15 protein-coding genes are annotated in these 17740 nt (G+C 45.1%); 13 read left to right on the top strand and 2 right to left on the bottom strand.

Annotated elements, in window-relative coordinates:
- The first annotated feature begins 77 nt into the window (after positions 1-77).
- From Q0V21_RS11230 to Q0V21_RS11195, 8 genes are all read left to right on the top strand, one after another.
- Positions 78-1370, top strand: coding sequence for an amidohydrolase (locus Q0V21_RS11230; protein WP_301878923.1), 1293 nt, complete (start codon positions 78-80; stop codon positions 1368-1370).
- 260 nt (positions 1371-1630) lie between these two features.
- Positions 1631-3595: an ABC transporter ATP-binding protein/permease gene (locus Q0V21_RS11225; RefSeq protein WP_301878921.1), complete on the top strand. Its 1965-nt coding sequence runs from the start codon at positions 1631-1633 to the stop codon at positions 3593-3595.
- A 28-nt stretch (positions 3596-3623) separates the two neighbouring features.
- Positions 3624-4292 carry a response regulator transcription factor gene (locus Q0V21_RS11220; RefSeq protein ID WP_301878919.1) on the top strand — a complete coding sequence of 223 codons (669 nt, stop codon included), beginning with the start codon at positions 3624-3626 and terminating at the stop codon, positions 4290-4292.
- Positions 4289-5626: a sensor histidine kinase gene (locus Q0V21_RS11215; RefSeq protein WP_301878917.1), complete on the top strand. Its 1338-nt coding sequence runs from the start codon at positions 4289-4291 to the stop codon at positions 5624-5626. Before Q0V21_RS11220 ends, Q0V21_RS11215 begins: the two co-directional genes overlap by 4 nt.
- 278 nt (positions 5627-5904) lie before the next feature.
- Complete coding sequence (locus Q0V21_RS11210; RefSeq protein WP_301878915.1) at positions 5905-7740, top strand: UbiD family decarboxylase; 1836 nt, start codon at positions 5905-5907, stop codon at positions 7738-7740.
- A 277-nt stretch (positions 7741-8017) separates the two neighbouring features.
- Positions 8018-9109, top strand: coding sequence for an HD-GYP domain-containing protein (locus Q0V21_RS11205; protein ID WP_079344241.1), 1092 nt, complete (start codon positions 8018-8020; stop codon positions 9107-9109).
- 165 nt (positions 9110-9274) lie between these two features.
- Positions 9275-9727: an SRPBCC family protein gene (locus tag Q0V21_RS11200; RefSeq protein ID WP_367620527.1), complete on the top strand. Its 453-nt coding sequence runs from the start codon at positions 9275-9277 to the stop codon at positions 9725-9727.
- 30 nt (positions 9728-9757) lie between these two features.
- Positions 9758-9916: a hypothetical protein gene (locus tag Q0V21_RS11195; RefSeq protein ID WP_173405258.1), complete on the top strand. Its 159-nt coding sequence runs from the start codon at positions 9758-9760 to the stop codon at positions 9914-9916.
- A 1-nt stretch (position 9917) separates the two neighbouring features.
- Here the strand turns inward: Q0V21_RS11195 and Q0V21_RS11190 are convergent, their stop codons facing one another.
- A complete protein-coding gene (locus tag Q0V21_RS11190) occupies positions 9918-11138 on the bottom strand; it encodes an MFS transporter (RefSeq protein WP_301878908.1) in 1221 nt (406 codons plus the stop codon).
- A 243-nt stretch (positions 11139-11381) separates the two neighbouring features.
- On the opposite strand from Q0V21_RS11190, the gene Q0V21_RS11185 reads away from it, so the two are divergent.
- From Q0V21_RS11185 to Q0V21_RS11175, 3 genes are all read left to right on the top strand, one after another.
- Positions 11382-11966: a TetR/AcrR family transcriptional regulator gene (locus tag Q0V21_RS11185; RefSeq protein WP_301878907.1), complete on the top strand. Its 585-nt coding sequence runs from the start codon at positions 11382-11384 to the stop codon at positions 11964-11966.
- Positions 11967-11998: 32 nt separating this feature from the next.
- Positions 11999-12250 carry a hypothetical protein gene (locus Q0V21_RS11180; protein ID WP_301878906.1) on the top strand — a complete coding sequence of 84 codons (252 nt, stop codon included), beginning with the start codon at positions 11999-12001 and terminating at the stop codon, positions 12248-12250.
- Between the two features lie 189 nt (positions 12251-12439).
- A complete protein-coding gene (locus tag Q0V21_RS11175; RefSeq protein ID WP_301878905.1) occupies positions 12440-13414 on the top strand; it encodes a D-2-hydroxyacid dehydrogenase family protein in 975 nt (324 codons plus the stop codon).
- Between the two features lie 144 nt (positions 13415-13558).
- Here the strand turns inward: Q0V21_RS11175 and Q0V21_RS11170 are convergent, their stop codons facing one another.
- On the bottom strand, positions 13559-14596 hold the full coding sequence (locus Q0V21_RS11170; protein WP_301878904.1) for a LacI family DNA-binding transcriptional regulator: 1038 nt from the start codon (positions 14594-14596) through the stop codon (positions 13559-13561).
- A 401-nt stretch (positions 14597-14997) separates the two neighbouring features.
- Between Q0V21_RS11170 and Q0V21_RS11165 the strand changes: the two genes are divergently transcribed.
- Complete coding sequence (locus Q0V21_RS11165; protein WP_079344248.1) at positions 14998-16047, top strand: 2,3-butanediol dehydrogenase; 1050 nt, start codon at positions 14998-15000, stop codon at positions 16045-16047.
- Positions 16048-16326: 279 nt separating this feature from the next.
- Positions 16327-17637: a hypothetical protein gene (locus Q0V21_RS11160; RefSeq protein ID WP_301878902.1), complete on the top strand. Its 1311-nt coding sequence runs from the start codon at positions 16327-16329 to the stop codon at positions 17635-17637.
- Positions 17638-17740 lie beyond the last annotated feature (103 nt).

Below are 17740 nucleotides of genomic sequence, written 5' to 3'. Positions count from 1 at the left end.
TGACCTTCCCGTTACGTGAAGGCTTATCCTCGAATTTGGAAGTATGGCCATCCAAACCTAGAGGAGTTGTGAAACGAATGAGTATGTTAATCCAGCAAGCCACAATCTTAACCATGAAAGACGCCGATTCCCCCTTCACGGGGGATATTCGCATTGTAGGCGACCGCATCGCGGAGATTGCCCCCCACATTCAGGCTCAACCGGGTGATGATATCCTAGACGGAAAACACAAATTGGCAATGCCCGGCCTGATCAATGCTCACCAGCATACTCCAATGAGTCTGTTACGAGGATTTTCGGATGATCTGAAGCTCATGGACTGGCTTGACCGTAAAATGCTGCCCGCTGAAGCGCGGATGACTCCTGAAGATATATACTGGGGGGCACAATTATCCATCGCCGAGATGATCCGTTCAGGAACCACAGCTTACGCCGATATGTACATTCATATGAATGAAATCGCAGAAGCGGTAAAGGAAACAGGTATTCGGGCATCACTCACACGTGGAATGGTGTTCATGGAGGATGATGGAGGACGCAGATTACAAGAAGCGGTGGATTTGGTTCAACGTTGGTCTGGCAAGGCAGAGGGCCGAATTACTACGATGTATGGACCGCATTCTCCCTATACTTGCCCAGTAGAGCCTTTAAGGGAAGTAATTGAAATGGCGGAGCAAGAAAACGTACCCATCCACATTCATCTGGCTGAGACCAAAGAAGAAGTTGTAAAAATTCGTGAGCACTATGGCATGACACCTACGGAGTATTTGCAAGAGGCGGGCATGTTCGAACGTGCACATGTATTGCTCGCCCATGGTGTACACCTGAATCGTAGAGATATTGGCAGACTGAAAGGCATGCGTGGCGGCGTAGCGCACAATCCGGTCAGCAATCTGAAGCTGGGCTGCGGAATCGCTCCGATTACCGAGATGATTGCACAGGGAATTAATGTGGGTCTTGGAACCGATGGAGCGGGAAGTGCGACAACCGTCGATATGTTCGAAGAGATCAAGGCTGCGACCTGGCTGCAGAAGCTGGATCATGGTGATCCCGCCCGGTTGCCGGCAAAAACAATCCTCCAAATGGCTACCCGCGGAAGTGCAGAGCTCCTAAATATTCAGCACGATGTAGGGGTCCTGGAAGTTGGACATAAGGCGGACCTCATTTTGATTGATCTGATGAAACCGCATTTGCAGCCTGCTCACGAGTTGGAATCATTGCTTGCATACAGCGCAAATGGTGCCGATGTAGATACCACCATTGTGAATGGTCGTGTACTGATGAGGGGAAGGCAGCTGGTGACGATTGATGAGGAGGAGCTTTTCCGTCAGGTAGAGGTCCGGGCCAAGCGTATTGTTGAAGGGATATAGTGAGAACCGGACGGATCTGAATTAATTTGAGCTAAACAAACAAACTGAGTCCATATAAATAGGGCTCAGTTTGCTATGCTTACATATTGATTTTGACACCTTCAATTACTTGAAATAAGTCACTTCAAGCAGCTAAAGGTGTATTTTTGCAGGCAGACGAGGGTAGCCAGTTCATTATCAGTTCACACAAATTTGTTAGAATGTGAAAAGTAAATCAAACCAATAGATAGAGTGTATGACTTGGAGAGGAAGAGATCAGGATGAGCATATTAGAAGTTAAACATGTAAAGAAATCATATACGTTGTATGGTAAAGAAAAGGTTCCCGTGCTCCATGATGTGAATTTGAGCTTTGAGACAGGAGAATTCGTCTCGATCCTTGGTGAATCGGGTTGCGGAAAGTCGACCCTTATGAATATTATTGGTGGAATGGACTCCGATTTTGAAGGGGATATTCTCGTTCGTGGAAAGAACCTAAGTGCCATGACTGAGAAGGAAATGGATGATTATCGGAAGAATAATATCGGATTTGTGTTTCAAAATTTCAATCTGATCCCGCATCTGTCTGTACTGGAAAATGTTACGATCGCTATGCAAATGACGGATACAAGTGAGAAGGAACGGTATAAGCGCGCTATAGATATTTTGACCGAGGTTGGACTGAAAAATCATTTGAATAAACGCCCTAATCAGCTGTCGGGTGGTCAGAAACAAAGGGTATCCATTGCGCGCGCATTATCAAACAATCCAGACATTATTTTGGCCGATGAGCCAACAGGAGCGCTGGATAAGGAAAATGGAGATCAAATCCTGGCTTTACTGGACAGTATTGCGCAAAAAGGGATGCTGGTAATTGCCGTAACTCACTCGCAGAAAGTAGCTGATTCCGGTACACGTATTGTGAAGGTAGAGGAGGGACGGATTAAGGATGATATTCATTTAAAAGATCGTTCCTTGACGACCTATGAGGGTAGTAATGGGACTTCCAGAAACCTGGGCTTATTCGCTTCTTTCAAAATGGCTCTCCAAAATATGAAACTCAACGGCAAGCGTAATGTACTGGTAGCATTGGGTGGATCGATAGGTATTTTAAGCGTACTCCTGATGTTATCCTTGGGAAATGGAATTACGAGTTATATGAATAACGAAATTAATGCAAGCATGGACCCATTACTCGTGGACATCACTAAACCGAGTGAAGAAGCAAGCGACCTGCGCGGCCCGGAAGCTCTGATGGCAACAGGACAGGCATTTACAGATGCTGATATCGAAACCATTCGTAATCTTCCGAATGTGGATCATGTGGAGACGATTACCTCCGTGGATGGAAAATCGACTCTGGTGTATGAAGAACAGTCGGAGGGACTCACTCAGTTAACGACCCTTACAGATGCTTTTGATAAAGAAACGATTACGGCAGGAACTTTTCCAGAAGGCAATCAAATCCTGTTACCATTAAAAACGGCGAATAAATTAAGTGGAAATGATCAACCTGATTCTATGATAGGCAAATCCATCCATCTGTATATTAATGAAATGGATGCTACCCACAAACCGATCATTTTAGAAAAAGAAGTTACGATCTCCGGTATCTATGAAGCGGCGGGTCAACAAACACCGATGCAGCAGACTCCAGGGTATCTTCCTTCACAGACGCTGGAACAGATGTACACTGATAATGGAATGACCATTGGCCCGATTCAAGTTAATGCTTATGCAACCGATATGAAATATGTGAATGATATTAATGCCGCAGCTGTGGATGCAGGTTTCTCAGGCTCCCAAACGGCGAAAATCATGGAGCGTATCACGACCTATGTAAGCATGGCTACAATTGTTCTGGCTGGCATTGCCGGGATTTCATTAATCGTATCAGGGATTATGATATTGGTGGTGCTGTACATTAGTGTAGTGGAACGGACGAAGGAAATCGGAATTCTTCGAGCAATTGGAGCAAGGAAAAAGGATATTAAGCGAATATTCTTTTCCGAATCTGCCTTATTAGGTATATTCAGTGGTATTATTGCCGTTATCCTTGCAGCGATCATCAGCTATGTGCTAAACATCTTCCTGGACAATGCTTTTGGGGCAAAATTGATTAATTTATCTGGATATTATATCGTGTTTGGCATCGCTGTAAGTACATTAATCAGTATCATTGCGGGTTTGATGCCTTCATCCAAAGCTGCCAAGCTGGATCCAATGGAGTCCTTACGATATGAATAAATAAGATTATTGAAAGGATAATAGATGAATGAACACGATTCTTGTGGTTGATGATGATTCCCATATCCGCAAATTAATTCGTATATACCTTGAAACGAATCAGTTTTCCGTAGTGGAAGCGCCGGACGGTCAAGAAGCACTGAACATCTTATCTCATACGAAAATTGATTTGGTGATTGTCGATGTGATGATGCCACGTGTTGATGGTATTGAGCTGACCGAAGATATTCGATCTTATATGGATATTCCCATTCTGATGGTGACGGCCAAAGGAGAATCCAAGGATAAAGTCAAAGGATTTAATGCAGGGTCAGACGATTATTTAGTAAAACCTTTTGATCCTGTAGAATTAATCTTGCGTGTGAAATCTTTAATGAAGAGATACAACAAGGTATCCTCGAATGTGATTCATATAGGCGGTGTAACGATTGATCTAAGCAATTTGACTGTCGCTGCAGGAGCGCAAACGGTTGAATTGAAAAAGAAGGAATGTGAATTGTTGTTTGCTTTGGCGAGTCTGCCAGGGCAAATATTCACACGCACACAGCTTATAGAAGATATATGGGGACTCGATTATGAAGGTGATGAGCGTACCGTTGATGTGCATATTAAAAGGTTAAGAGAACGACTGGAACCTATACCGGAACTGATTATTTCGACGATCAGAGGACTGGGATATCGTCTGGAGCTTGTATGAAAATAGTGAGTAAAAGCCTGCGCCTACGAATCGTAGCTACCTTTATTGGTATTGTGATCATCAGTTTGATTCTCTCCTTCATACTAAACATGAGACCTCAGGAAAAGACACCGAATCATACCCTGGTTACCATTGCTGAAGATATCGCTGCGATGATAAACCTGATCGATGATCCGGAAAAGGTGAAAAACGGTTTGAATATTTTTTCGCGATACGGTTTGAACATAAATGCTGTGAATGAACAAAGTGAAGTGCTTGCTTCCTTTTCGGATGATAAAGTTCATGAATTATTCGACGAAAATACCACGGAAGCGTTTATTCTTTCCAATAAAGATGAAACAGCGTTCGTTGGTGTTCCCAGGCTGAATGATGAGAAAGATGCGCTCCTCATCACCATTAATTTTTCATCGATTTTTCATAATGTAAAACGCACACTAATTATATCTCTATTAACTGTCCTGGTTATAGGAAGCTTATTAATCATGTTTATGTCAGGGTACGTGGTGAGACCTATCAAAAAACTAACGGCTGCGGCCAAGAAAATGGCATCAGGCGATCTAACTGTACGGTTGAAACATCATAATCAAGATGAGTTTGGTGAGCTGATGGAGAGCTTTAATCACATGGCTAGTGAGCTGCAGAAAATAGACTCGGTTCGGGATGATTTTGTCAGTAACGTCTCTCATGAAATGCAGTCGCCACTTACATCGATAAGAGGATTTACAAGAGCGCTGCAAGATGGTGTCATTCCGCTGGAAGAGCAGAAAGAGCATCTGGATATCATCTATGAGGAAACATTACGCCTGTCCAGGCTTAGTGATAATTTACTCCGGTTAGCCTCACTTGATTCGGAGCACCATCCGTTTAATCTCACCACATTCCAATTAGATGAACAATTAAGAAGAACGATTGTATTAGCGGAACCTCAGTGGGCGCGCAAAAATATCAAGATTGAATTGGATCTATTGCCTTGTGAAATCACGGTGGATAAAGATCTGTTTGAGCAGGTCTGGCAGAATCTAATGAATAATGCTATAAAATATACGGGTCCTGATGGGTACATCCATGTTGAAATCGAGAAGTCTACTTCATTCGTGAAGGTAACGATTAGAGATTCAGGACAAGGAATACCGGAGGAAGCCATTCCATATATTTTCGATCGATTTTATATGGTGGACAAAGCACGGAGCAGCGCTCTAAGAGGGAATGGATTAGGGCTTTCCATCGTAATTAAAATTTTGAAATTGCATGATTGTACAATAGATGTGGAGAGCAGGGTTGGAGAAGGAACGCAGTTTACGGTTACGATCCCCAGACCTTCGACTACACCATAAGCAAGTCAATTAGCAATATTGAAGCAATTGTGGTCCTTATGAATATTGGACTCGGGTTGCCTAAATATTGCTTTTTGGTGAGTGCTTCGTGACAAATTGTATATATTGTTTTGTTAAGCGGCAGATCATTTGATAATATAGAAGAGACGCTAGCATCAATCATTTTTTTTAGGTGAAAAGTAGACAAGGTAGATTCTACGTTATATTCAACCCGCTACTTCACACCTATGTGAATATATGAACATAATCATTGATTATACAAAGAATGGAGCCATCCAATGAAATATCGCAATATGGAAGATTGCATTAACGATCTGGAGCAGCATGGACATTTGATTCGAGTGAAGGAAGAAGTGGACCCTCATTTGGAGATGGCAGCATTACATATGAAAGTACATGAGGCGAAAGGCCCAGCATTGCTTTTCGAAAATGTGAAAGGCTCGAAGTTCCAGGCCGTTTCGAACCTGTTCGGTACGCTGGAGCGAAGCAAATTCATGTTCCGTGGAACGCTTGAAGGCGTACAACGTGTCATGGCTGTCCGGGACGATCCAATGAAGGCACTCAAAACGCCATTTCAGCATATCAGCACAGGACTTGCCGCCTGGCAGGCTCTGCCCAAGCAAAAGTCGATCAGTCTGCCCGTAACCGCACAGGAGATTCAGATTTCGGATCTGCCATTAATCAAGCATTGGCCCATGGATGGCGGAGCATTCGTTACGCTGCCTCAGGTCTATTCCGAGGACCCGGACAAGCCAGGCATCATGAACTCCAATCTGGGCATGTACCGTGTACAGCTAAGTGGAAATGATTATGAACTGAACAAGGAAATTGGACTTCACTACCAGATCCATCGCGGAATCGGAATTCATCAGGCCAAAGCAGTCAAAAAGGGAGAACCCCTGAAAGTGAGCATTTTCATCGGAGGCCCTCCGGCACATACGCTCTCTGCAGTGATGCCTTTGCCTGAAGGACTCAGTGAGATGACTTTCGCTGGCCTACTTGCCGGGCGTCGCTTCCGTTACAGCTATAAGGATGGATATTGCATCAGCAATGACGCCGATTTTGTCATCACGGGTGATATTTACCCGGACGAGACGAAGCCTGAAGGACCGTTTGGCGATCATCTGGGATATTACAGTCTGACGCATCCATTCCCGTTAATGAGAGTGCATAAAGTGTACGCCAAGCCGAACGCGATCTGGCCCTTTACCGTGGTGGGTCGGCCTCCGCAAGAGGATACCGCATTTGGGGATTTGATTCACGAAATTACGGGTGATGCCATTAAACAGGAGATTCCGGGGGTAAAAGAAGTCCATGCAGTCGATGCAGCAGGGGTTCATCCGCTTCTGTTCGCAATTGGCAGTGAACGTTATACGCCGTATCAGACGGTAAAACAGCCAACAGAGCTGCTGACGATTGCGAGTCGTATCCTGGGTACAGGCCAACTCAGTCTGGCGAAGTATTTGTTTATCACAGCAGAGGATCAGCAACCGCTGGATACACATCGGGAAGTGGAATTCCTGACGTATATCCTCGAACGAATGGATCTGCAGCGGGACATTCATTTCCATACCAATACAACGATTGATACGCTGGATTACTCGGGAACCGGATTGAACAGCGGCAGTAAGGTTGTATTTGCAGCCTACGGGGACAAGATCCGGGAGCTGTGCCGGGAAGTACCGGAGACATTGAAAGATATTCGAGGTTATAACAATCCACAGCTCGTGATGCCAGGAATTGTTGCTATTCAGGGTACGCCGTTCACCAGTTATGCGGATACAGAACAGGAAATGAAGGCATTAACAGACATGCTGAAGGAAAAAGAAGATTTGTCTTCCTGTCCGATGATCGTATTATGTGACGATAGCTCTTTCCTGAGTGTAAATCTCAGGAATTTCTTGTGGGCGACATTTACCCGCAGTAACCCGTCTCATGATATGTACGGTGTGAACAGCGGCTACAACTATAAACATTGGGGCTGCGACCAGATCATTATCGATGCCAGAGTGAAGCCGCATCAGGCGCCACCGTTAATTCCGGACCCATCTGTTGAGAAGAGTATTGAACGCTTTTTTGTACAGGGAGCGAGTCTGAGTTCGATCAAAATATAGTGAAATTCAATAAAGGCCCAAAGATTTTTTTGGGCTTTTTGGTTATATTTGTGTAAAACAAGATACCAGTTATCTAAATACGGATTCAAACCGGGACTTTTTTGAAAATGGGAGTGAGAATAAAGTCTTATACGTTCGTATTTCCTTTTGTGATTAAGGTCGTTTGGACTATGGAGAAAAAGAAAGATTATATCGATATAAAGTAGTATAGGGATTTATAGGACCTGATCTAACGGGTACTGTTGACTATAAATGATTGTTCAGGGGGAATACCGATTTGAGAATCCATATTATGAACCTGCAAGATGGAGACCGTCTGACTGCGGATACTTTCAGCGAAGCGGGATTACACGTTCTGGGTCAGGGTACTGTGATCAAAAGTGAAGATATCACCTTGCTGATGCAGCACCGCGTGGACTATGTGGATATTGAACCACGCGAGGAAGAGATCACGGAAGCGGAATTCTTTGCTGCTGCGGCAAAATTTGCATCTGGAGCAAGCACAAGCACCAAGGAAGAACCGCCTGAAGAAGAAATGAAATCCCAATTTATACAAACCGTACATAACTATCAATCTGCATTTCTCGAAGCGCTGACTGTAGGCAAGTTCAACGCAACAATGGTGGATGATGCACTTCAACCGATGGTGGAGGGACTGGACGAGCAAAAGGATGTCGTACATCTCCTGATGATGCTGGAACGGGATGATGTCAATAACTACACGCATTCCATTCAGGTTGGACTGTTGTCATTTTACCTGGCCAACTGGCTTGGTTATTCTCAAAAAGAGAGTTACCAGATCAGTCGTGGTGGCTATCTTCATGATATTGGCAAGTGCAAAGTATCCCACCGGATTCGCAACAAGATGGAACCGTTAACCGCAGATGAACAGCTTGAATTGCAGCGTCATACGATCTATGGGCATGATATTATCAAAAGCTCCATGACGGATGAAGCCACTGCGCTGGTTGCTCTTCAGCATCATGAACTGGAGGATGGTACCGGTTATCCGATGCAACTTAAAAAAGAAGAAATTCACCCATATACACAGATCGTATCTGTCGCCGACATATACATCGGGATGAGATCCGGCAGTCACGGAACCAGCAATCCGAATCTGATCAACAACCTGCGTGATATCTATGCGATGGGATTTGGCAAATTGAATGAAAAGCCGGTTCAGGCCTTGATGCAGCATCTGCTTCCTAATTTTATTGGTAAACAAGTGCTTCTGAGCAACGGCGAACGGGGCGTGATTGTCATGAATAATACATCCGATATTTTCAAACCACTGATCAAGGTGGAGTCGGAACAATATCGTGATCTGTCCAAAGAGCGCACGCTTGCCATTAATGAGTTAATTATCTGAGTTTGAAAATAAATGAATTCATACGCAAAACGGGCCTCCTGTACGATGACAGGGGACCCTTTTTTTATCCTACCCCTGACGTTGTTCTTCGTGGGGACCAGGAGTATACTTTGCAAAGACCTTAATTTTCCTTTTTAGGAAAAGGAGAGATAGTCCTTGATTGAAGTGGTAACCGAGATTACAATACATGCCCCCATTGAGCGATGCTTTGACTATGCAAGGGATATTGATATTCATACCCGTACGGTCTGGAAACATACCCGTGAGCGGGCTATAGCAGGTGTTATAACGGGAAAAATTGGCGAAGGCGATACGGTAACTTTCGAGGCAAGCCATTTCGGGATAAGGCAGAAGCTGACTTCCCGGATCGCCGAGTACAATCGGCCGCATCTTTTTGTGGATCAGATGGAGAAAGGCGCCTTCAAGAGCATGAGACATGAACACAGCTTCAGTAAGCTTGGCGAGCAGACCACTTGTATGAGAGACACACTGAGATTTGAAGCTCCTCTTGGTGCTCTGGGATGGGTTGCAGAGCGTATTGTACTCCAGAGGTACATGCAGGCTTTCCTGGAGAGCCGTAATTTGAAACTTAAGGCGTTGCTTGAGAGCCACAGGTAGAGCCGATCTGTTAAGAGGAGATGATAGGTGATGGATAACGAATACGTTGTGGGTTGGGGCACGCTTGCCCTTATTAATGCCGGACTTGCTCAGGGAAAAAACAGAAGTGGACGTAACTGGTTTCTGATTTCCCTGTTATTTGGTCCGTTAGCCACTCTGTTTATCGTGGTGTGGAATAAGCTGGATTAATTTAGTGACCCGTATCCCGATGGATGTAACGATCAAAAACCCAGAACAGAAGCGCAGCGGCACTTACGCCTGCGCCCAGCCAGCAAACACCAGTCCAACCTGCCCAGGCGTACACTTGAGTGGAAGCGATGGAGCCGGTAGCACTGCCTATCGAATAAAAGATCATGTAGGCGCCCGTTAAGCGGCTCTGCGCCTCAGGTCGAACTTCATAGATCAAGCTCTGGTTGGTGACATGCACGGCCTGCACGGCAAGGTCCAGCATAATTACTCCGGCTACAAGCAGCCATAAAGAGTGGTTAACATAGCCTATGGGCAGCCAGGATAGAAGCAATATGACAAGGGCGACGCCCGTCGTCTTTTGTCCAAGTCCCAGATCAGCCAGTCTTCCTGCACGTGCAGCAGCCAGTGCGCCAGCAGCTCCCGCGAGACCAAAGGCTCCTATAGCAGTATGTGACAAGGAGAATGGTGCATCACTTAGGGGTAAAACCATAGAAGTCCACAAGGTGCTGAAGGCTGCGAAAATCAACATGGCAAGAATGCCGCGAACTCGAAGAACAGGCAGTTCACGGTACAATTGCAGGACAGAAACGATCAATTGGGTGTAGCTTAGTTTTTCTCGCTCCGGTTCGTGTTTGGGGAGTACGAGAAACAGGGCGATAATCCCCAGTAATGTCAGGCTGGCAGAGAAGAGATAGACCGATCTCCAGCCAATCCAATCATTTAAGGTACCTGCAATGGTTCGCGCCAGCAATATGCCGATGACAATCCCGCTAGTGACCAGACCGACAATGCGCCCTCGTTCAGACGGTGCAGCGAGGGAGGCGGCAAAGGCAACGAGTGTTTGAGTAATGACGGCGAGCAGCCCGATAGCCGCCATTCCAATGAATAAAATTTGGCTGGATGCTGAGGTGCCGACCGCAATCAGGGCGATTACGGATAAAAGCATCTGGATGATGATCAGCTTGCGCCGATTCAATAGATCACCAAGGGGAACGAGTAATAATAAGCCGAGGGCGTAACAGACCTGGGTTACGGTGATAACGATCCCAATGGATGAATGAGCGAGACTGAACTCCTCAGCAATGGAGTCGAGCAAAGGCTGGGCATAATAAATATTGGCTACTGCCAGTCCACTGCAAAGGGCAAATAACAGCGCCACAAGCCGGGACATGCTCGGACGTCCTTCGTTGGAGGGATGCGTTAGATAAGATGGATTTTGCATGAATGATTCACCTTTCCGTATTTCGAATGTGGTACGTTAGGAGCGGAATGAATACTGTTGGATTTAAATATACTGATCAGTACATTATGATTCGGAATAAACATACTTCATGCTTTGAGATGATGTCAAGAGTTGAAGGGATAAGACTATATTCTTTTTAGTATATTGAGATGGGTTTGACATGGGAATTCAGTATAGCTTAGAATGGTTTTATACTGAACGATACACAAAGAGGGTGAAAGTATGGTTAGACAACGGGAATTTGATACGGATAAGGCATTGGAAGCAGCAATGCAGACATTTTGGGATAAAGGATTTGAAGCGACATCCTTAAGTGATCTGACAACGGCCATGGGTATTCAGCGCCCCAGTCTATATGCGGCTTTTGGTGACAAAAAGGAATTGTTTGAAACGGCACTTCGCAGGTATACGACTTTGCATGCCGCTCAGGTCAGATCCAGACTTCAGCATACATCCTCTGTAAAAGAGGCCTTCCGTGCATTGTTTGAACATATTGGAGCGGAAGGGGATGTAACAGATCCTCGTCACGGCTGTTTTTGCATCAATACGATGGTTGAACTGGCTCCGCATGATCCCAAATTGGCTGTTCTTACACGGGAGCACCAGATGTATCTGGCGGCGATTTTCAAAGAGACGATTGAACGGGGACAGGAAACCGGGGAATTGTCTGATGATCTTGACGCAATTGCGCTCTCCAAGTCTCTGGTTGTATCGATGATTGGATTAACCGTTATGATGAAATCGGAGCCGGATCGCTCGTTTGTGCAGCAGAGTATGAAGGTTACGTTATCGTTGCTTGAGGCATAAGGGAAGAATTTCTTTTACAGAAGGGGTTTCATATGGAACGTTATTTTCATAGGGTATACCTTGTCGTTTTATACATTATCGGTGTGCTGCTAACGACATACGGCGGGCTGGGGATCATTGAGTTCAGTTTGATTGTGATTGGCATACTTGCTTTTATTGCTATCGTGGGTTCCCTGACAGAGAATGATCAATCGAAACTGGATAAAATGTTCTGGAAATTACGGTCTTTGTTTCAAGTGGCGATTGCGATTCTCATTACGGCGCTGCTTTTTAAACTTTTTTGAACGGTTAGCAAGAGCGGGAGCCTACTCCTGCTTTTTTGTGTCTGAGGGCATTGGGCAGATGGGGGCTGAGTTGATACAATACAGATAGGGTATAGATTAATTTAGGAATGTATATTATGAGTTACATATGCGGGGTAACATTTTCAAACATTTTTCGATGATGCACATATATGAGGGGGAGATTCAACCATGCAGACGAAGTTGCGTTGTGCCATATTGGATGATTACCAGAATGTTGCCCTTTCTTCAGCGGATTGGACTCCGATCCTGGATCGGGTTGAGGTTCAGACGTTTAATCATTACCTGGGATCAGAAGAGAAGGTTGTTCAGGAACTGCGGGATTTTGAAGTGATTGTGTTGATGCGTGAACGTACACCTTTCCCTGAATCCGTGATCACTCAATTGCCGAAACTCAAGCTTCTGATTACAAGCGGCATGCGCAATGCCTCCATTGACCTCCAGGCTGCGGAAACAAACGGTGTAATCGTCTGTGGCACGGAAGGAAGCTCCAATCCACCCACGGAACTGACATGGGCGCTTATCCTGGGCCTGTCCAGACAGCTGGTGACCGAAAATAACGCGCTGCGTTCGAATCGAAACTGGCAGAGTACAGTGGGCATGGACTTGTACGGAAAGACATTGGGACTGCTCGGATTAGGCAAGATTGGCAGCCGAATGGCACAGATTGCACAAGCCTTTGGCATGAAAGTAATCGCTTGGAGTGAGAATTTGACACAGGCAAGAGCAGAAGAACAGGGAGTTCAATGGGCAGAAACCAAGGAACAGCTGCTTGAACAAAGCGATATAGTTTCCATTCACCTGGTGCTCAGTGACCGCACTCGTAATCTGATTAGACGAGCCGAGTTCCAACAGATGAAAAATACCGCTTTATTAATCAATACGTCCCGTGCAGGCATTGTGGATCAAGAGGCGATGGTCGAGGCTTTACAGAATGAGTGGATTGCTGGGGCGGGTCTCGACGTATATGAACAGGAGCCTCTTCCTGTAAATCATATCCTGCGCACATTGCCTAATCTCTTGGCAACGCCGCACATTGGTTACGTGACTCAAGGCAACTATGCTATTTATTTTAACCATACTGTAGAAGATATTGAGATGTTCCTGAAGGGGACACCGATTAGACAACTGCTTCCGAAAAACTGAGTGCTCGTAGGTGGGGCTGAGCTAAAAGTGCGTGGGTGAAGATGAAAAAAAGGTGTTTCTCAGGACTGAAATTCATTCCTGGAGAACACCTCTTTTTGTGTTATTCGAATGTTGTCCAATAGATCTGTGTCTTTACGACAACGCTTAGGCGTGTGGTCCTTGTGAAGATGAGCGGATCATGGCAACACTGGACTCGCGCACAATTAACCTTGGCTCGAATTGAATATGCTCGTAATCGGTGATACTCATCTCTCGAATTCGCTTTAACAGCAATTCCGTTGCAAGTCTGGCCACTTCTTCGCCCATAATCGAGACTGAACTGATCTGCGGAGACGAAACGGTAGTAAATTGGTTGTTGTCAACGCCCACAACAGCAATATCTTCGGGCACACGAACGCCCAGTTCTTTAAACCGATTGACCAATCCGATGGCAACCATATCATTAATGGCGTATACGGCATCCGGCATGTGAGTCAGCCCATGAAAATAATCCGCTGCATTGGCTCCCGTATACAATGAAAAATCTTCTCCGAAATAAACGAGGGAGATATCTACATGACCTACGGCCTTCTCATAAGCCCGATAACGTTCCTCGATAATGTCTTTAGGGGCACCGGCGTAGGCGATGCGGGTCCGCCCAATTTTAATCAGATGTTCCATGACCAGTTTCCCTTCGGGTTGTGAAAGAGAAACGATATCTGCTTTCATGCCAGGCTCCAGCTTTTTACCGTAATTAATCATTGAAATGGGAAGGGGAGCTTTATCAATTAGGCCAGGCAATGTTTTGGGATAGGCCAAAGGCATGAAAATAAGCCCGTCCACATGCAGTTTTTTGATGTTACGAATAGTTTCCAGTTCCGTTCTTGCATTGCCTGCCGTATTGATTTGGACCACATGATAGCCATGCTGCTTCGCTGTTTGTTCAACAGACCAGGAAATCTCGGGAATAATGGCGTTGCGTATGTCAGGTACAACCAGTGCAATCTGATGCGTCTGGCGTATTTTTAAACTCTGAGCAGAGGTATTGGGGACAAAACCAAGCTCCTCAATGGCCTGCATGACTTTCTCACGTGTTTTGCTGCTGATACCTTCCGAGTTGTTGATGGCTCTGGAGACGGTAGCGATGCCTACACCTGCAAGTTCTGCAACGTCCTTGATCGTAACCTTCTGATCTTTATTCACGTTTAGTTAACCTCACTTCAATCGGAAACGATTCCGAATTTTGAAAATATGTACAAATGGAATGACCAAACTATACCTTGATTATAACATTTGAGCAAACAAGTATCCTGTGAATAGGATTGAAAGGTGATAGTTGTTTATTGTTCCAAAAGAGTTGATTATTCCTTTTGAAAAAAAGTATCCCAAAAAATCTGGGGATAATAGCGCTCGGAAGGTTGTTCTGTTCTCGGAGTGGCAGGTGTATTGAAGGCTGGCTTTACCCCAGAATTATCGGCGTAAAATTCATAATATAGACATAAGTGTGACAAATTATGTTTGACAGTCTATTTAAAATGTGACATATTTGATTTACGGAAACGTTTCCTATTATATCAAAACTTATGATCTGGGAGATGAAACAAATGAAAGCATTGCGTTGGCACGGAGTAAAAGATTTGCGTCTCGAAAATATTGATGAACCCCGCCCTGAACAGGGAAAGGTTAAAATAAAAGTGGAGTGGTGTGGAATCTGTGGCAGTGACTTGCACGAGTACACTGCTGGCCCGATCTTCATTCCGGCTCAAGCACCGCATCCGCTAACAGGGGAACAAGCACCTGTTGTGATGGGGCATGAGTTTTCAGGACAAGTCGTTGAAGTAGGCGAAGGCGTGACACGTTTTCAGGCAGGTGATCGCGTTGTGGTTGAACCGATCTATGCATGCGGTCATTGTGAAGCCTGCAAGCAAGGAAAATATAATTTATGCGATCAGATGGGTTTCTTGGGCCTTGCTGGGGGAGGCGGAGGTTTCTCGGAGTATGTAACGGCTGAGGAAAATATGGTACATGCCATTCCGGATTCCATCTCGTACGAGCAAGGAGCTTTGGTGGAGCCTTCCGCAGTAGCTCTTCATGCTGTGCGTCAGAGCAAACTGAAAGTCGGCGACACTGCGGCTGTTTTTGGTGCGGGTCCTATCGGTTTGTTGGTTATTGAAGCGCTGAAAGCTTCTGGTGCATCGGATATTTATGTCGTGGAATTATCCGAGGAACGTAAAGCCAAAGCGGAAGAACTTGGCGCTATCGTTATTGATCCTGCACAATACAATGTTGTGGAAGAAATTCATGCACGGACCCAAGGTGGTGTGAACGTAGCTTATGAAGTGACCGGTGTTCCACGGGTACTGCAGCAAGCGATTGATTCAACACGTATTGGTGGTGAATTGATGATCGTCAGCATTTTTGAACAGGAAGCACCGATTCTGCCAAACTCCATTGTCATGAAGGAGCGTACGGTCAATGGCATTATCGGTTACCGTGATGTATTCCCGGCGGTCATTAGTCTGATGGCTAAAGGTTTCTTCCCGGCAGACAAGCTGGTAACCAAACGAATTAACCTGGACGAAGTGGTAGAGCATGGATTTGAAGCACTGCTTAAAGAGAAAAACCAGGTTAAAATTCTGGTGAAAGCAGAGTAAATTCCAGGCCAATTACATCAAAATATAATAGAGTGGAAGTCAGCAAATGGCGATAGGCAACCCAGTTGGAGTTCAACTGGAGCTGATGCTCAATTAGCAGGCAGGCACTTGAATTATGACGAATAGACAACGCATCTCCGGATGCGATTGTCTATTTTTTTTGCACAGATCGGGCGGAATTTGTTGCAAGTAGGTTTCGTTTTACATAATATGAAAAGATACAATTTGTATCATTTTGGTGTAAAGGTGTTATCTCATAAAATGAAGGAGGAAGCGGACATGCAGAGGAATACGAAATGGGCAGCTGTGATTTTGACCCTCGTTGCAGGTATGGGGTGGCTGCTTATGGGCAATTCGAAACCCAAGAATAATACTGTAACAGAGCAGCCGACTGTCGAGCGGATGCTTGCCAAGGTGTCCAAGGCGCCTATCACATCCGCCGATGTGACGTCCAAGATCGAGCTGCTTGGAAGGCCTTTTAAGAAAGCGCCTTATGCCAACAATGTCTGGGATTTGCAATTGTACAGAGGAAAAATATATATGGGGCATGGGAACAGCAGTAATTTAGGTGTTTCACCCAATGCGGGCCCAATTCCGGTCATTTATTACGACACAGCCACCCCCAAATTTGTAACCCAATCCGTTACGAATAGAAATCCGAGCATCGTTCCTTCGACCAAAAAGTTTGTGGATGAGGAACAGATTGACATTTACAAAGTGCTAAATGACAAATTGTATATTCCCGGAAATGATTCGGATGGCGAGCAGTGGGATATGGGGAACTTCTACCGATTGGATGGAGATGTATGGACCAAGTATCGCAATCTGCCGCTGGGTGTACATGTGTACGATTTGGCGTCCTATCAGGGCAAACTGTTTGCAGCACTGGGTACCGAGCAGAAACCTACCGTATTAATCTCTCATAATCAAGGTGAAAGCTGGCAAAAATTCGCTACCATCAATTCATTTGGCTTCAGGGCGTATACGCTGTTTGAAATCAAGGGCAAATTATATGCATCCGGCATGATGTATCCTGCCAATAATATTTGGGGCGACAAAACGAATATATTAGAGATTAATGAGAAGCTTGAAAAGAAAGACGTGCTCATCTATGGCAGCAAAATGCTTCCAGGGCTACCCTATCAAACTGGAACAGTCCCCTATAATAAAATCGGGAAAAATATTAATTTCAAAAATAAGCTGCTCTATATTGCCGGAGGGGTATTCAATGATGGGCAGCTGTTACCCAAATCCTTGAATATCATGACTGATATTAATCAGGCAAAGCGCGTCATTTTGCCGGATACCCAGGCCCTTCCTACTGATCTGCTGCTGCGAGATGGTAAAGTCTATGTGCTTACCTACACACGCAAAAGTGCGAATCTCTATATAAACCGCGTATATCAATCGACGGATCTGAATAGATGGAATGAAATTCTCCGTTTCAACCAGGACACGTACGCCAGGTCTTTTGAAGAACACGAAGGTGATTTCTACTTTGGGCTAGGCACGGACCCCGATGTTCTATCCACTTCATCAGGCAAATTGCTGAGAGTTAATCGCAATGATATCCCTGCTAATTCTAATTAAACGTAAGGAAGATTATGGATATTATATACTATGCTGCATCCACATTTTTGGTTCCAGCGAGGGCAATTTAGGTTAAAAGTAGGGCAGGCCGAAATGGTAGAAC

Source organism: Paenibacillus sp. 11B (genome assembly GCF_030487755.1).
GTDB lineage: Bacteria > Bacillota > Bacilli > Paenibacillales > Paenibacillaceae > Paenibacillus > Paenibacillus vandeheii.
Note: the sequence above shows the minus strand (reverse complement) of the source record. Positions and strands in the feature narration are given on the sequence as shown.

Coding starts and splice junctions, on each gene's coding strand:
- Q0V21_RS11165 (WP_079344248.1), top strand. CDS start 14,998: ATGAAAGCATTGCGTTGGCACGGAGTAAAAGATTTGCGTCTCGAAAAT.
- Q0V21_RS11210 (WP_301878915.1), top strand. CDS start 5,905: ATGAAATATCGCAATATGGAAGATTGCATTAACGATCTGGAGCAGCAT.
- Q0V21_RS11190 (WP_301878908.1), bottom strand. CDS start 11,138: ATGCAAAATCCATCTTATCTAACGCATCCCTCCAACGAAGGACGTCCG.
- Q0V21_RS11230 (WP_301878923.1), top strand. CDS start 78: ATGAGTATGTTAATCCAGCAAGCCACAATCTTAACCATGAAAGACGCC.
- Q0V21_RS11195 (WP_173405258.1), top strand. CDS start 9,758: ATGGATAACGAATACGTTGTGGGTTGGGGCACGCTTGCCCTTATTAAT.
- Q0V21_RS11180 (WP_301878906.1), top strand. CDS start 11,999: ATGGAACGTTATTTTCATAGGGTATACCTTGTCGTTTTATACATTATC.
- Q0V21_RS11225 (WP_301878921.1), top strand. CDS start 1,631: ATGAGCATATTAGAAGTTAAACATGTAAAGAAATCATATACGTTGTAT.
- Q0V21_RS11185 (WP_301878907.1), top strand. CDS start 11,382: ATGGTTAGACAACGGGAATTTGATACGGATAAGGCATTGGAAGCAGCA.
- Q0V21_RS11175 (WP_301878905.1), top strand. CDS start 12,440: ATGCAGACGAAGTTGCGTTGTGCCATATTGGATGATTACCAGAATGTT.
- Q0V21_RS11220 (WP_301878919.1), top strand. CDS start 3,624: ATGAACACGATTCTTGTGGTTGATGATGATTCCCATATCCGCAAATTA.
- Q0V21_RS11160 (WP_301878902.1), top strand. CDS start 16,327: ATGCAGAGGAATACGAAATGGGCAGCTGTGATTTTGACCCTCGTTGCA.
- Q0V21_RS11215 (WP_301878917.1), top strand. CDS start 4,289: ATGAAAATAGTGAGTAAAAGCCTGCGCCTACGAATCGTAGCTACCTTT.